At 58.6% G+C, this 14,764-nt stretch carries 10 protein-coding genes and 7 pseudogenes; 7 read left to right on the forward strand and 10 right to left on the reverse strand.

The annotated features are described in order from the left end of the window. Positions 1-451: 451 nt before the first annotated feature. A pseudogene (locus BPHY_RS44290) lies at positions 452-547 on the forward strand (hypothetical protein); the annotation flags it as partial. A 603-nt stretch (positions 548-1,150) separates the two neighbouring features. Here the strand turns inward: BPHY_RS44290 and BPHY_RS31160 are convergent. From BPHY_RS31160 to BPHY_RS31170, 3 genes are read right to left on the reverse strand one after another with little or no spacing between them, the layout of a single operon-like run. Beyond that, positions 1,151-1,864: an RNA polymerase sigma factor gene (locus BPHY_RS31160; RefSeq protein ID WP_012405455.1), complete on the reverse strand. Its 714-nt coding sequence runs from the start codon at positions 1,862-1,864 to the stop codon at positions 1,151-1,153. Next, on the reverse strand, positions 1,864-2,235 hold the full coding sequence (locus BPHY_RS31165) for a cupredoxin domain-containing protein (RefSeq protein ID WP_012405456.1): 372 nt from the start codon (positions 2,233-2,235) through the stop codon (positions 1,864-1,866). Before BPHY_RS31165 ends, BPHY_RS31160 begins: the two co-directional genes overlap by 1 nt. Continuing rightward, positions 2,232-2,762, reverse strand: coding sequence for a DUF4142 domain-containing protein (locus tag BPHY_RS31170; protein ID WP_012405457.1), 531 nt, complete (start codon positions 2,760-2,762; stop codon positions 2,232-2,234). Before BPHY_RS31170 ends, BPHY_RS31165 begins: the two co-directional genes overlap by 4 nt. A 1,020-nt stretch (positions 2,763-3,782) precedes the next feature. Here BPHY_RS31170 and BPHY_RS31175 point away from each other — a divergent pair. Both BPHY_RS31175 and BPHY_RS31180 read left to right on the forward strand, forming a co-directional pair. Next, positions 3,783-4,277, forward strand: coding sequence for a DUF305 domain-containing protein (locus BPHY_RS31175; RefSeq protein WP_012405458.1), 495 nt, complete (start codon positions 3,783-3,785; stop codon positions 4,275-4,277). Next, complete coding sequence (locus BPHY_RS31180) at positions 4,277-5,755, forward strand: YncE family protein (RefSeq protein ID WP_012405459.1); 1,479 nt, start codon at positions 4,277-4,279, stop codon at positions 5,753-5,755. Before BPHY_RS31175 ends, BPHY_RS31180 begins: the two co-directional genes overlap by 1 nt. Positions 5,756-6,168: 413 nt before the next feature. Here the strand turns inward: BPHY_RS31180 and BPHY_RS31185 are convergent. Both BPHY_RS31185 and BPHY_RS43460 read right to left on the reverse strand, forming a co-directional pair. Continuing rightward, positions 6,169-6,450: pseudogene (locus BPHY_RS31185) on the reverse strand (HU family DNA-binding protein); the annotation flags it as partial. Between the two features lie 217 nt (positions 6,451-6,667). Beyond that, positions 6,668-6,840, reverse strand: a pseudogene (locus BPHY_RS43460) (IS3 family transposase); the annotation flags it as partial. 480 nt (positions 6,841-7,320) lie between these two features. On the opposite strand from BPHY_RS43460, the gene BPHY_RS38895 reads away from it, so the two are divergent. Both BPHY_RS38895 and BPHY_RS42690 read left to right on the forward strand, forming a co-directional pair. Further along, positions 7,321-10,092 (forward strand): GMC oxidoreductase, encoded by a 2,772-nt coding sequence (locus BPHY_RS38895; protein ID WP_012405461.1) that lies wholly within the window; start codon positions 7,321-7,323, stop codon positions 10,090-10,092. A gap of 206 nt (positions 10,093-10,298) precedes the next feature. Further along, positions 10,299-10,481, forward strand: coding sequence for a hypothetical protein (locus BPHY_RS42690; RefSeq protein ID WP_041765699.1), 183 nt, complete (start codon positions 10,299-10,301; stop codon positions 10,479-10,481). Positions 10,482-10,804: 323 nt separating this feature from the next. Here BPHY_RS42690 and BPHY_RS31200 read toward each other — a convergent pair. Further along, a pseudogene (locus tag BPHY_RS31200) lies at positions 10,805-11,355 on the reverse strand (aromatic alcohol reductase); the annotation flags it as partial. Here BPHY_RS31200 and BPHY_RS31205 point away from each other — a divergent pair. After that, on the forward strand, positions 11,322-11,720 hold the full coding sequence (locus BPHY_RS31205; protein WP_041766096.1) for a winged helix-turn-helix transcriptional regulator: 399 nt from the start codon (positions 11,322-11,324) through the stop codon (positions 11,718-11,720). The pseudogene BPHY_RS31200 and the gene BPHY_RS31205 sit on opposite strands and share 34 nt — an antisense overlap. 213 nt (positions 11,721-11,933) lie before the next feature. Here the strand turns inward: BPHY_RS31205 and BPHY_RS41310 are convergent. The 4 genes and pseudogenes from BPHY_RS41310 to BPHY_RS31215 form a co-directional block, all read right to left on the reverse strand. Continuing rightward, positions 11,934-12,252: pseudogene (locus BPHY_RS41310) on the reverse strand (nuclear transport factor 2 family protein); the annotation flags it as partial. After that, positions 12,253-12,474, reverse strand: a pseudogene (locus BPHY_RS42695) (LysR family transcriptional regulator); the annotation flags it as partial. A gap of 160 nt (positions 12,475-12,634) precedes the next feature. Next, positions 12,635-13,111, reverse strand: a complete 477-nt coding sequence (locus BPHY_RS31210; protein ID WP_244257774.1) for a TetR/AcrR family transcriptional regulator — start codon at positions 13,109-13,111, stop codon at positions 12,635-12,637. 692 nt (positions 13,112-13,803) lie between these two features. Further along, positions 13,804-14,250 (reverse strand): GNAT family N-acetyltransferase, encoded by a 447-nt coding sequence (locus tag BPHY_RS31215; RefSeq protein ID WP_012405464.1) that lies wholly within the window; start codon positions 14,248-14,250, stop codon positions 13,804-13,806. 364 nt (positions 14,251-14,614) lie between these two features. Between BPHY_RS31215 and BPHY_RS41500 the strand changes: the two are divergent. Beyond that, positions 14,615-14,728: pseudogene (locus BPHY_RS41500) on the forward strand (short-chain dehydrogenase/reductase); the annotation flags it as partial. Positions 14,729-14,764: the final 36 nt, after the last annotated feature.

A 14,764-nucleotide genomic window follows, 5' to 3' on the forward strand; every position in this document is an offset into this window, starting at 1 on the left:
GAATGCGAGTTATGTCCCTTTTTCATGACACACTGCAAGCACTGGAACCAACGCGCCTGTGTGCTGATCGGCGCATTCAACGGGCCGATCGCAGAGGTTAGAAGCTCATGGCCTGGCTGCTCGAGAAACTACCTGCCCCGCTGTTCAACTGGACGGGCGAGATGCCGTGGACGGCCATCAACAGTTTGTTCGACCCGTTCTACCTCAAGGCCTGCAGTGGTACTGGAAGGGCGACTTTGTCAAGGCTCTGTCTGACGAGGCGATCGACGTGCACATCGTCAATGCGCTCGATGCACCGACCCCGTTCTGCCTGAGGCACCTGTAGCCCATAGACGGCGTCGTTCGGCGGGTCGCCAGGGATGCCACGCCGTGGAGCGCGCGGGACGCGTCTTTTTTGGATGGTTATTGCCGCGGTCAACGCCGATCCCGGGGACGTCGAGACGCTTAAGGCTTGGGGCGTGAGTACTGGAAGGCCATTCACCCGTTCAATCTGGAAGCCGCCTACGTCAACTTCACGGACGCCGATGAGGCCGGGAACCGAGTCGGACTAAGCTATGGTGAGAACTACAAGCGCCTTGCCTCGATCGTGCGATGCTCGCCCGACGACGTTCAAACGTCGTTGCGTGCGCACTGGCTAACAAACTGGCTTGAACTGCGTGGTCAATCGCAGCCCACGGCACCGCGTACTGTGCGGGATTGACTGTCGCACGGACTGACTGCGCGCCTCAACTTCTGGCGAATCACCCAACTGGTTTTGGACGACTGAAATCTGATGACATGAACGGCACACCGGCCTGAAGAACAACCGGGGTATTAAATAGGCTTTCAAAAGCGGAGACACTTTTAAGGACCTTCGGGCGCGAACCTCATCGTGGCGCGGGGCATGATCTGATCCCCACTATCGACGCCGGATAGATTTAAGCGAGCCTGCAATGACATCAAAATCGTGGTTGCAAAAATGGGAGGGACCATAGATATTAAAACGGTTACGCCCGCGTCGCGCCGTGCTGGGGTGGTAATAATCATTGAAAGGCCTCCTGGCCGCCCAAAGAAAGGGCGGCCAGGAGGCCTTTCAATGGATGACAGTTTCGTTGCGCGCTACGCCGATGTCGCTTGCCGTCAGCGCGGCTGGCGGCACCTGCCCGCACACTCAGCCGTCCGACGAATCCGCGAGGCGTGCAAGCACGGTCGCCACGACCCGATCGCAACGCGCGCCGCCGAATTCGAACACGTCACGCTCGGCCATATCCAGGTCGATCGCCAGCGCTTCGCGCAGCAGGCTGCGCGCGCGAAAGTGCCGGCTGCGCACGGTGGCCTCGGAAATGTCGAGACACTGGGCGGTTTCCTCGACACTCATTTCCTCCACCGAACGCATCACGAAGACCGCGCGAAACGCGGCTGGCAACGCGTCCAGCTTTTGTTCGAGCAACGCGCGCAACTCGGCGCGCGCGGCTGCGGCGTCGGGCGCGGCGGAGTCGTCGCGCGTGTTGAGCGCATCCAGATCGACGGGCGTTTTCGGGTCTACCATGGGAATCACGTTTTGCCGGCGTGCGTCGCGCCGCAGGCGCGCGAAGCACTCGTTGAGCACCAGCCGGGACAGCCACGTGAACAACGTGGCGTCGCCGCGAAAGCCGCCGATTGCCTTGAAGGCCGACAAGTAGGCGTCCTGCAGCGCGTCCTGCGCGTCGGCATCGTTTTTCAGCGTCGCCCGGGCGAGGCGGTACAGGCGCCGGTTATGCCGGCGCATCAGCGTTTCGAACGCGCTCCGGTCGCCCGCGACCACTCGCCGGACGATGTCCCGTTCGTCGTAGTGCGCGAGCTCGGGCCCGGTGTCGGCCATCTTGCGTTCCTTGTCGGTCTGCATCATTGAACGTCCAGTGTGCCATGCATGGTCGGATGCATCGTGCACGAGTAGGGATAGTGGCCGGCACGGCTGGCGACGTAGCTCCATGAAGCTTCCGGCGCGATGTCGTGCGAATCGAACGCTTGCGTGCTCGAACTGGCGGTGTGGCTGAACAGATCCTTGTTGACCCACACGACGCGGTCGCCCGCATGCACGGTCAGCGTCGGCGGATCGAAGCGCATCTGCTCGATCGTCACGTAGTAGGTCTTTGCCGCATCGGCGCTGGCACCGGATAGCGCCGACGCCGCGCAGACGGCGAGCGCGCAACCCAGCACGCGCGCTCGTCTCGCGCATCGCGCCTGCCCCGTCAGGTATCGGATCGCTGCCTTCATTGCGACTTTGAGAGCGAGCTTTGCAGCATCTTCGCATGGTCGAGGTGGGCGACGAACGCGGGCCGCACCTTCGCCAGCAGCGCTTTGAGTTCAGCGTTTTGCGCAGACGGAATCAGCGTCTTGTCGAGCGCGTCGAGCACGGTTTCGTGATAGGCCACTTCGTGATCGATGTACGCGCGGTCGAATTGCGCGCCCTCCAGCCTCTTCAGGTTCGCGAGATTCTGGTCGCCGCCTTGTTTGAGGCTATCGCTGGTTTCATTCGCTTTCGGCGTCAGGTTGAGCTTGTGCGCGAGATCGCCTGCCGCCTTGTTGACGTTGCCATGGTCGGCGACCATCTGCTGCGCAAACCCCTTGACCTCCTTCGAGCCGGTTTTCGATTCGGCCAGCTTGCCCGCGTCGATATCGACCTGATTGGCGGTGACGACGATTGCAGCGATCTGTGCATCGCTGGGAGCGGCGGCCTTCACGGCAGCGGGTAAGACGGCCAGCGCGAGTGCGCTTGTCACGACAACTGCGATTTGCTTCATACATGCCTCCTGAGCGACGGTCGAACGCGCCTGCCCGCACGGTGCTTGTCGCACGGATCTGGCATTCCATATGGAGTTCGATGTCGCGAGTCGGCGGCGCGTTCCGGCGCGCACCGCTCGGCAAGACGCCGCGTAGGCGCGGCGCCGGTGAAAGGCGCCGCACTGCCCCGCGGCCACGCTCAGTGCCGCGGGGCTGACGTGCTGCGTACAGGCTGGAAATGCAGTTTGCGCGTATTGAACCTAGAAATCGCCTTGGGCGCAGAAGTTGGCGCAGGATATGAAGCCAGAACGCAGCCTGCTCGATTCGCTCGAAGTCTGTGTCACATCGGCCAAAAGCCGCGGATCGATCCACGGGAGCCATCACGCGGCCACTCCGAACCACACGCGAGCCCTACTGCCCGATCACCCGGGGCAATCGGGGAATGCGTCTCACTGGTTCACACCATGGTGGGCGACTGAGACCGCAGCGTCGCGCTTCTTCTTTGCTTCTGCTTCTTGAGGTCATACACCTTTTTTGCAGCCGCGACCTCACGGCCGTATTCGCGATTCGCCGCAGAGCCTGCTGGCGCATCCTCACTATCTCGTCCGGATGTTCAGCGGTCGATGTGCTGGTTCCAGAATTCTCCAACGCCGAGGGACGCGAGTCCTGGCGTAGCGGTAGTCACGACGGCGCTCGTGGCGGGCGCGTCAGGACGCGGTTTTTCCGGAGAAGGTTCGCCTGACTGGTTGCCACACGGCCAACTCCGGTCGCTTCCCGGTGAGCCCGGGCAGTCACCCAAATGTCGCCTTGGCATCCAGTAACGGACCTTCATCCGGCGGTCATGTTTATCGTGTCCTCGGACAAAGATGCGGTCATTCGGAGCGACACTTTGTTGTGGACCGCGAACGCGGGCCTCCGGAAAGATCGAAAGGTTAAGGCAGCACGTCTTCCGCGAAAAAAGTGCCTGGCACACGGAATAACCTCGCATCGGGCGGGTTCACTCCAATGAGACACGTGCTAACCACAACAGGAGAATCATCGTGCGCCCCCCCGTTCCTCGTATCGCGCGAACGATCCTGAGCGTCGTCATCGCCCTTGCGATCTCAGCTCTTTGTGATTCGCCTGCATTCACTGCAGGTTTGCAGACCGCAGCTTCTGACGAAGCGCCCTTTCTGGCGGAGAGCGATACCGCCATGACAAGGATGATGGACGGTATGTCCGTGAAGCCGACAGGCGATGTCGATCGTGATTTCGTCGCAATGATGGTGCCTCACCATCAGGGCGCCATCGACATGGCACAGGCTGAACTGCGCTATGGACACAACGAACAATTACGTCGCATCGCGCAAGAGATCGTCGTCGAGCAACAGCAGGAAATTATCGCCATGCGCGTCGCGCTCGGCCAGCCATTGCCGCCGTCGGCGCCTGCTGCAGACCAGCAAAAGCCCGCTTCCGCCCCGGCTACCCACTCCCACCCGACGTCCCACCACGGTATGCAAATGAATATGCCGAACAATACGCGAGAGGAACAGTGATGAAACTCACATCAAATTTCACCGTCGCACTGTCGGTGGCCGCGCTGATCGCGGCGCAGCTCGCATGGGCCGGCCAGGCCCCCGGATCGCTCACCGATGCCGACATTCCGGTAAGCCACCATGATCGGGTTTACGCTGCCGAGCAGTTTTCGAACACGGTGTCGGTGATCGACCCAGCCGCCAACAAACTAGTCGGCCTGATTCGCCTCGGCGACCCGTCGCCGAGCAATTTCAGTCCGTTGTACAAAGGCCAATTGCTCGTGCATGGGATGGGTTACTCGCCGGACCATCGCACGATCGCCGTCGTCTCCATCGGATCGAACTCGGTTTCATTTATCGATACGCAGACGAACGCCACCAAGCATGTCACCTACGTTGGCCGCTCGCCTCATGAGGCATTCTTTACGCCTGATGGAAAGGAAGTTTGGGTGACCGTGCGCGGCGAAAACTACGTCGCGGTACTCGACGGGACTACGTTTGAGGAGATAACACGCATAACTGTCCCAGCTGGCCCTGGCATGCAGATCTTCTCACCGGACGGGAAGTATGGTTACGTCTGCTCATCCTTCAATCCGGAGACTGAGGTAGTTTCCGTGGCTGACCACAAGATCGTCGGCGCGGTCAAGCAGGCAAGCCCGTTCTGTCCGGACATCGCCGCGACCCCTGACGGCAAGCAGGTCTGGTTCACGCTCAAGGACGTGGGTAAGGTGCAGGTGTTCGATGCGAGGCCGCCATTCGCGCTGATCAAGACACTCGACACGGGCCCGATTACCAACCACGTAAACATCGTGCATAACGCCAACGGCATGTTCGCGTACGTGACGGTCGGTGGCCTGAATGTTGTCAAGGTGTTCCGAACGGATGACTTCTCGCAGGTCGCGACAGTTCCGGTCGGTAACCTGCCGCATGGGCTCTGGCCGTCGGGTGATGGCAGTCGCATCTACGTCGGTCTCGAGAACGCCGATGCGATGACTGCAATCGATACACTGACCAATAAGGTCATCGCAACGATACCGATCGGGCAGGCGCCGCAAGCAGTCACCTACGTGCCGAACGCGGTGCCGGAAGGTGACGGCTCGCAGAACCTGCAGGCACTGGGCCTGGCTGGTCAGACTGCCCACATTACACTAGTGCCGGTGGGATCGACCAAGCCGACAGACGCCGCCAATGCACCTACGACTGTCGCGTTGTTTGATCAGGGTCTCGTGCAGGTCCTCCAGGCCGCCGTCAGCGGCCTGCAACCAAAGCAGCCCTATGTGCTGGGCCTTGCCGACAATCCCGACGGCACTGGCAACGTGCAAATTCTCGCGAACTTCATGACCAATCCGTCGGGCTCCGCGATCGTCAACGCGCTCGGCCAGATTCGTCAACTGGTCACGCCAGGCGTGAGTTCCTCCCGTGACAAGCACCGCTACCTCGTGATCGCCCCGCAGACGTCAGGCAAACCATGGGCTCCTGTGCAGGTGCAGTCGCGATAAGCCGGTCTGCCGCCGGATGCAAAGTTCGTATCGCTTGATTGGCCGAGGAACTGTGCGGCGAACGCAATCATGGCCATGGCGGTTGTAGCCTCGGAACCTGCCGTTCGGCGACCACGCAGCGGATCTCCCTTGGGGGTCGCGAGCACCCTCATTCATTCGTATCGGCACTTGGCATCCGAGACTACGATGGCGCGAGCGGCGGCAAAGCGCCGCCCCTCAACTGCCGCTCGGTGGCAGCCCGTCCAACGTCCGCAACGGTCGACAATCTCGATGCTATCGGTGCTGCTAATCCATGCCTGACAGTGACGAAGAATCGAACATCATGATGCAAACCCTGCCATCATTTTCGATTTCGACAAATCCGATCTTCCGGTAGCTCGCGGTACACGCTCATGGCCGCCCGTTGCCGGGCACGCGTTGACGGCCTCCATGAACGACTTGCCCGCGGTGAACTTGACGGTTTTCGCGGCCGCGATGGTGATGGTATCGCCCGTCGAGAGATTGCGTCCGGTGCGCTCCAAACGGGCGCCCGTCGAAAACGATCCGAAGCCAATCAGTTGGATCAGTTGGATGGTCTCGCCACGCGTGACGGCGGACGTGACCGCCTCGAGAATCGCGTCAAGGGCTTCGCCTGTGCTGGCCTTGCTTTCACCCGTACTGGCAGCGACTGCGTCGATGAGCTCCTGCTTGTTCATTCAATTTCCCTTCAGAAAGGGCCGCGGAATGGGCCGGAGCACGCACCTTGGCGCAGAGGAAGCGGCTTCGGCCGCGGTGGGAGCAATTCGGGGGGGCCCGAGCGACGCCCTGGTCTGCTAGCTGGGGTCTTGGCGGAGCCGGTGCGAGGTGGACATGTGCCTGACAGTTAGTTGCGCATTGTCCTGACCAACATGGCCGGTGCCGCTGTATACCTGCGCCGAACACGTCGGCGGCACGTTCCTGCAACTGACGGTTCCATTCCGTGATGTGGTTCGGGTGCACATCGAACTGCTGCGCCGATGCGGCCAGCGTCCGCTCGCCCTGACCGCCGCGATTGCCACTTTCGCTTTGACCGCGGCTGAGTGCGTCCGTCCGGTTCTCTTTGTCATCTTCTGGGTTCCTTTGTTGGCATTATCGCCGGCTCAGGCCCCGAGCCTTCCACTTATCCGACTGTCCGAATTTGCGCGGCCACCTCTAACCACTTCCATAAGAAAGATTGCTTGATACTGTCCATCTAAATGTCTGACGTTATTGGCCTGGGTAGAACCATCGTGCGTTGCTCGCGACGGTTCGAATATTTCGTACGACAAATTTTATCGACACTCAACGATTTGGGACATTAGTACGTGACTTTACGCCCGGGCGTATGCGTCGTGGGAGCCGTGGCATAACCTAGAATCGCTTCCAATGCGAATGCGCGCGCACGTAAGCGATCAATGGTGGTTCCCTCGCAGCAAGCAATTCAATTAAACAATTAAAGCGTCGTCCTTTGGCGCACGGCGGTGCGTAGGCGCCTGCCTGTGGCCTCTGATTTAACCAGCAAAGGCCGCGGCTTGTAGCGATTCCTGCCAATTAGCAAAGGATAAACTATGACCCGTTTCATTGATTTTGAGGACGACGGTGGCGGAAAAATAGATGGTACGGCATTCGAACTTTTAATCGTCGGAGCCGGCGCAGCCGGACTTACGATTGCTCGCGAGCTTTCAGGACTCGGTCTGCGTTTGCTGATCGTGGAAAGCGGCGGTTTGGAAGAAACGCCCAATCATGAAGCACTCAATGCGGTGGACGTCCCAGATGACATCGGCCGAGATGAGTTAAACCGTGACCGCGATGCGTCGCACGCTTATCAGATGAGGTTGTGGCGCGCTGATAATCAGCGGTATGGTGTTCGGTGCCGTGTATTTGGTGGTTCAACGGTAGCGTGGGCTGGCAAGGTTGCTCCGTTCGACGCTGCCGACTTCGCCCACCGTGAGTGGGTGCCTCATTCGGGGTGGCCGTTGCGTTTCGACGCGCTGGCTCCCTATATCACGTTGGCAGCAAAGCGCCTTGACGTCGGCCCACTGCTCACTGATCACCGTTTTTGGACGACCGACAAGGCGAGGATGCCACACGAGATCGGAAGGCTAACGTCGTTTTCCTCATATTTCTGGCAAATAGCGCGCTCGCCTGACGACATGACTGATGTCTTACGCTTTGGGGCCGAATTCCGCAGAGAGAACCATAAACATGTGACGGTTGTACTTAATGCAACAACAAGTTCGATAAAAATTGAAGATGGCAAGGTCATCGGCGTCGAGATTATTTCTTCGCTTTCGGGTAGGAAGCGTTGCTTCCTCAGGGCCGGTTTTGTTGTGCTGGCCGCTGGTGCTGTCGAAAATGCCCGCTTACTTCTTGTCTCAAAAGATAATTCCGGCGTCGCAATAGGTAACACGAACGATGTGGTTGGTCGGTACCTGATGGATCATCCATGCATGTCGTTAGGGCGGTTTACCGCGCCATCACAAGGGCGGGCAGCAGCGATGTTTGGCTTTTTTACGCGGTTCGCTGAACACCGTGCTTTTATGTATTCCCACGGATTGTCGCTAAACGCAAAGGTTCAGAAGCAGCAACATTTGACGAATATGGCGGTCTATGCAAATGTGCGCATTTCCCACGACGATCCCATTCAGGCGCTAAAGAGACTAGCCAAAAGGCAGAGCGAGCAACGCACTGCAGACTTTTTAGCCGTGACCGCAAGTCCCGCCCTGGTCGTGGGTCAAGTTGGCCGGATGTTGTTAGGTAACCAGAAATTGCCACGGCGACTGCGTCGCAGTCTCGCCGATCTGGCCGTCTTACTTAACGCGAACTTCGTAGCCCGCGATTACATGGCCAAAGGCTCGGCGCGAAAGATCGATCAGGTCACCCTGGACGTTATCTGCGAGCAGCCGCCATCGCCACAAAATCGTGTCACGCTTTCCGAGCAATGCGACCGCCTTGGCATTCCGATACCACGCGTCATCTGGGACGCGAGCGACCAGGTGCGGCATGGAGTATTGAAGCTGGGGGCATTGTTGGCAGAAGAACTCGAGCGCGCCGGAATTGACGGATTCCAGTTGTCGCCCGCGTTGGCTTCTGGCGACGCTTCGAAGATCGTCCTTCACGACATGGGTCACTCTGCGGGGACAACGCGGATGGGGCTAGATGTGGCATCAAGCGTGGTAGACACAAATTGCCAGGTTCATGGAGTAAAAGGGCTGTATGTGGCTGGAGCCTCCGTTTTCCCAACCAGTGGGCATGCCAATCCGACGATGGTCATCATGGCGCTTGCAATACGACTCGCAGATCATTTGAGAGAGCGCCTTGCAGCTCAGCGGCTTCACGAGCTCGAAAAAACCACCTGGATTAGTGACAACAGTCCCCTCGTGCTCGTCACGGGTGCGACCGGCAATCTCGGGACGGCAGTAGTTGAGCAGCTGCTCGCAAAAGGATATCGCGTAAGGGGGCAGTTTCACCGGAACCTACCCAATGAGGCCCGGGTTGAATGGCTGTGTGCAGACTTTTCAAAAGATGATTTCGCAGATGAGGAACTGGACAGACTTGTTACCGGAGTCACCGCAGTCATTCATTTGGCGGCGAGTTTGCCGGGCATGCCGGCCACGCATACCACTAACGTTGTCAATCTCGAACGCCTTGCGCGAGCCTGTGTGCGAAACGGCGTCAAATATTTCGGTCAGGCCAGCTCAATGGTGGTTTACGGCTCGCCTTCGAAACGGCTCGTAACTGAGAGCGATCCGTTGATCAACCCGGACTTGCCGCTCGAAAAACAATATTTCGAATCCGGCTTCATGCGCGAATACGCGCAGAGCAAGCGGCAAGGAGAAGATATACTTTCGCGGTATGCTCAGAAGATGAAAGTCGACCTTTATAGGATTGCGCTCGCGCAAGGCCCCGGCTATCTTGAGCAGTCGCTCGCATGGGGGCGCGCGAAACGTTTCTTGGCGCTGTATCGTAACAGCCATTACATCTCTACACGTAACGTTGCCAGGGCTGTCGCCCATTTATTGCAAGTTTCACTAAACGGCCGTATAACGACCGGGCTCGATGCGTTCAATATTGCGGACATAAACTCACCGACCTACAAGCAATTCTATCGACGAGCCGGCAAGAAAAATCTTTTCCATGTTCCGCTTGTTTTTGATCTTCTAAAAAACATTGCGATAGGAAGGTGCATTCCACGACGGTTTCCAATGGGGTTTTTCCGTCTCGACAACAGCAAGCTCCGCTCGACTGGATTCGAGCTCGAAAGCGATTGGGATAGTTACTCATCCAACAATGCCCCGGCGGCCCCACCTAGGCACCATGTGGGGCGCGCCGAGTCGTAGTGGGTTCACCCAAGTGGGGGTGCTGTCAAATCGTTTTAAATGCGTATTGGTATCCTAATCAATGAGCATCTCGGTGTCAGTTGACCACGACACCCCGACAGAGCCGTACCGAAGTCTGCGCGACACGAGGAGTTGTTGCTCGCGCGTGGGTTGGTGCGGAGGCGGCGGTAGAATGCCTGCCGTCGTCATCAGTTGCGCGTGACGTGATGAAGAAGACGGAATCGCTTTATCCCGGCCACCGCTTTCCGAAGCGATGGTACGGTGTCCAGCCTCTGGCGGCATACGAGAGCAAATATGTCGCGATGTTTATCGTGCAGTCACCCATGGCCGCGAAAGGGCATCGTCGGAACTGGGCAGTTTCGGAGGTTCGTCGCGGCAACGCCGTCTGATAAGCTGAGCACTCGCCTAATCGCCGAATTCACACCTTCGTCCTTCAAAACGGAAAGAGGCCAGTGGAATCTGGCTTCCCGGAAGCGGGCCAGTCGGCAATGCGTCCTCCCGACCCCTAACGCGTCATCCAATCTTCAGCGCTATCAACGACGGCTGACAAGCAACTTCCGCCACCTGCCACATTGCTTTAGCACGCCGGCTTCGCCAAGCAGAATTCGGTGGAAATCAGTACGGAATACGGAAGCCCGCCCCTTCGCTGGGGAAGGCTCTCTGTTTGGGGAGCGGTCGTCGATGCCGTTTGCCTGGATGGTCGGACTGACGATTACTCGCTGCCGCCCGAAGTAAGGTTGGCATTGAGCCACGATGCCACGTCGGTGACCGGAATGGCCCGTCGTTGATTGAACGTCACGCTCTTGTCCCATGCGACACCCCGTCCTTGAGCAAAAGCCGCACGATACTTACGCATCATATTGTTCGGGTCGCGCGCCAACTCATCCAGCAAATACTGCACGCTCCACTCCGAACGGCTGAAGGGACAGCCGAGGGCCGCTTGCAGCTTGTCGGCGACCTCCCCGTAAGTCACGGTGTCGCCGGCCAGATACACGATCTCGTTCCGCATACGGGGTTGGGCGAAGACGATCGCGGCAGTCAGCGCGCCGATATCATCGGGCGTCGTCAGCGTCACGGCGGTGTCGAGGCTGCCCAGGGGGTGGACTGCGTCGTTCTGCAGGTCAACAACACCGAATTCCGGCTCAACAGGTAGCTCATGAACATGCCGGTCGAGATGATGACCCACTCAGTCTGGTGCTGGCTGCGCAGCGATTCGCGCACGTCCAGCTGTGCGTCGAAGATGTCCTGCGGACTGTGACGGCCTGAGAGACGATGATGATGGCTTGCGGCGGGAAGTGCTCGCACATGCCGGAAACCGTTGGTCACTCGGCGTCGTCCACATGCTCGGCGTGTATGGCAGACTGCGCCATGCAGAAATCGGCAGGCGAATGCACGGGGTTACTCAACGTATGTTGACGCGCACCTTACGACAGCTCGAGCGTGACGGCTTGGTGCTCCGTCACGATTTCGAAGAAATGCCCCTCAAGGTCGAGTACGAGTTGTCCGAGGCGGGCATGGAACTGCTCGTTCGCATGGTTCCGCTGTGGACCTGGATCATCGAGAATGCGGACCGCTTCCGAGAAGCGAGGCAGAATTTCGACACACAGCACCGCGACGCAAACTCGTAGCTTGCCGGGTGTTGGGTTGCATCCCCTACTGCCCTCGGGAAAGAATTGGAGCCTCTGGGTGAGCGGCTGATGGCGGACGCGCAGGAAGTGCCATGCTTCAGCTACCGGCGGATGTCGGCGTGATCAATGAATACCGTGCGAGTGCGTGGCGATCAAAGCCGGCGCCAGCCCTCCGCAATCGCCAGCCATCGGTAACGAGTTACATCGATTCGGCTACGCCCATTTGTCACCTACCGTACTGCGAATCGGATGGGTATCGTAGACGATGATCATCCGCTCGATGTCCCATCGTCGTCGAACTCGAAAACATCGACGCACTGGAAACGCACCGCAGACCCATCTTTTAGCCCCCCATTCATAGACGAAGTAACCGGTTGCACGTCGGGCCCCCATCGTGCTAACGCAGATGTCGATATGCGCTATTTCTTTCTCCAGACGCTGCGTTGACCTTCGCAAAAAATGACGCAGGGCGCATCCAGCCGAGAAACGGCGAGAAGATTTGGGCGTCCGGCGTGAATAACGTACAGGTCGCGTCGAGAATGCGACAACAGGCCTCGTAAAAACGCTCCGCGGCTTCGGTCAAGGAGAACTGCCGGGTCGATCAGTGAAACAGTCGTGTTCCCAGTCGCTCTTCCAGCGATGCAATCGACCGCGAGACAACCGAGGGCGAGAAGTCCATCATTTCGCCATCGCGTCTGAAGTTTTTGACTTCGACGATAGTGCGGAAGAGGCGCAAGCTTTCGATATATTCCATTTCTACAATCAATCTACTGTCGAGGCGGAAACGGACACTAACCACGAAAGGAATCCGACTAACACGGATTGAATCGCCTCGTCGGTTACTGCCTGCGGATTGCACATCCTGAGAAACTGCACGCCGTCGCACAGGCTAACCAACCCGAGCGCGAACGCGTCTACCTCAAGGGGCAATCGTTTGTCGCCATCCGCCATGAGCATCCGTATGTGCGCACCGACCTGCAGAAAAGTTTCTCGCGCCCGAACGCGCGAACGCGCTCCCCGAACGCGTTGGCGCGGCGTGCAAGGAGTTGAGCCTCGACCCAGAGCGGGAAGCTATCGCTTTCAACATAGTCCCTGCTGTAGTAAGCGATCGCGCGCGTCTGCGCCTCCTCGGGCGTACCGCCCTCCTCAATGATGTCCTGCAGATTGGCCAGCATTTCATTGCGATCGCGCCGCAAAAGTTCTGTCAGCAGTTCCTGTTTGCCGCAGAAATTGGAGTAGAACGCGCCACGCGTATAACCGGCGGCCTCAACGATGTCTTCCACACTCGTCGCCGCCAGGCCCTTCTCCAGGAAGATGATCCGCGCGGCGTCAAACAGGCGTTCGCGCGTCTGGTCTTTTCTTCGCACGTGCGTCAGGCGTTCTGGCTTCATGGCATAGCTTACGATGACGTGGCCGTCAATCGGTGTGCAATCAACGAAATCATTGCGCCAACGGCAACACACGACCCGCTGCTGTCCTTCGGTTTGATTCTGCGAACGTCACAACTCCGCGCGAGAAGCCGATGCAAGGCGGCGGCCGTGGACGTCGAGGTTTTACGTAAAGCGACGTGACGAACGAATTGCGTCTCGTCATCATCAAGCGCGAGTTCCGTGGCGAGCGCTTCGTGCGCAACCCCGCACGGACGATGAATTCCGGATGGGGCCGTCGACGCTGCTGAAGGCAAAGCCCACGGTCGGCTTCGGTGATCGTCAAGGCAGAGAACCCGGCTCCGGACGAGACGCTTCAACTAACCGTTCGTCACACTAAATCGTCACCTACTCAGGTCCGGACCTGACATGAACTTGACGAAATCGCGCACCGGCCGGCGCGTTGTTCGTGATTACGACATCAAAGAGATGAGTAATCCGGGGGGGTAGCGACTCAATGCCCGCATTCCTGGCTGGTCGAACAATTTGCCAGCGTCCGCGTTGTAATGACGATAGGGAGAGAGCGACGAAGAGAAGATATTCGTCGGCACGGGTTTGCGAATGTCAGTGAAGCGATGATCAGCCGTCACACAGGATGTGATCATCGACCGTCGGCTTTGGCCAACAAGGTGCTCTCCAGAGGGAATATCTCGATGCTATGCGTGCTGCTGAGCCATGCCCGACTGTGACGAAGAATCGAACACCATGATGCAAACGCCGCCATCATTTTCGATTTCAACAAATCCGATCTTCCTGTACCAGTCATAGGCGAACCGGTTGCTTGCGAAGACATGCAAGTACAGCGGCTTTTGCAAGTGACTGGATAACGACATGACTTGCGCAATCGCCTGGCTGCCGATCGACTTGTTTTGCATGTCCGGTACGACACAAAGCATCCTTAGCCAGATGAGATCGGGCTCGATCTCCCAGTGCACAAAGCCGCTTCTTTTCCCTTCGCACATCAGGATCTGACAGGTACCCTGGCGAACGCTTTTTGCGAACCCTGCCCGTTGCGAGTCCTCGTCCCATCCATGCACCTGGGCGACGAAGACCCTCATCGTTCGCTTGTACGTGTCGAATAGCCATTCCGAGTCGCCGGACATGGCTTGCCTGAAATTGAGATCCACCACAGCGTGCAGCCCGAGATACAGATCTTCTTTAGTGTATTGAATCGACCTTCACCCTTGAAGAGCTGGCTCGATCGCACTGAACGCATCCATCGTGATGCCATGCGCTGCGGTGACGACGCAACGCGTCGATGCGGTTTTTCCGTCTCTGGCTGTCAGTGCAGGCGCGCAAGGTTCCGCTGATGGTAGGGCGAGTGTCGGGACGCAGCAATTCGGGTCGTCCCGCATATTGGGCAATATTCAATTTGCCACCTTGCGACAGAATCGTCAGCGATTAGGGTACCTGCCCCCTCCCCTGTAGAACGTCGAACATCCGCATGAGGCATTGGGGATGGCCACGCCCATCACCCGCTCCGATGTGGCCGAAGCCGTGTGGCGCGCAGTGAACGATCCGTCAAATCCGTTGCGTATTTTCGCCGGCGCGGATGCCGTGCTCCGGGCCGAGGGGCATTGAGGCGGAGCGAGCGCATTCTCGAGTGCAAAGATACGC

This window comes from Paraburkholderia phymatum STM815, assembly GCF_000020045.1.
Lineage (GTDB): Bacteria > Pseudomonadota > Gammaproteobacteria > Burkholderiales > Burkholderiaceae > Paraburkholderia > Paraburkholderia phymatum.

Coding starts and splice junctions, on each gene's coding strand:
- BPHY_RS31160 (WP_012405455.1), bottom strand. CDS start 1,864: ATGCAGACCGACAAGGAACGCAAGATGGCCGACACCGGGCCCGAGCTC.
- BPHY_RS42690 (WP_041765699.1), top strand. CDS start 10,299: ATGAAGAAGACGGAATCGCTTTATCCCGGCCACCGCTTTCCGAAGCGA.
- BPHY_RS38895 (WP_012405461.1), top strand. CDS start 7,321: ATGACCCGTTTCATTGATTTTGAGGACGACGGTGGCGGAAAAATAGAT.
- BPHY_RS31180 (WP_012405459.1), top strand. CDS start 4,277: ATGAAACTCACATCAAATTTCACCGTCGCACTGTCGGTGGCCGCGCTG.
- BPHY_RS31215 (WP_012405464.1), bottom strand. CDS start 14,250: ATGTCCGGCGACTCGGAATGGCTATTCGACACGTACAAGCGAACGATG.
- BPHY_RS31210 (WP_244257774.1), bottom strand. CDS start 13,111: ATGAAGCCAGAACGCCTGACGCACGTGCGAAGAAAAGACCAGACGCGC.
- BPHY_RS31170 (WP_012405457.1), bottom strand. CDS start 2,762: ATGAAGCAAATCGCAGTTGTCGTGACAAGCGCACTCGCGCTGGCCGTC.
- BPHY_RS31165 (WP_012405456.1), bottom strand. CDS start 2,235: ATGAAGGCAGCGATCCGATACCTGACGGGGCAGGCGCGATGCGCGAGA.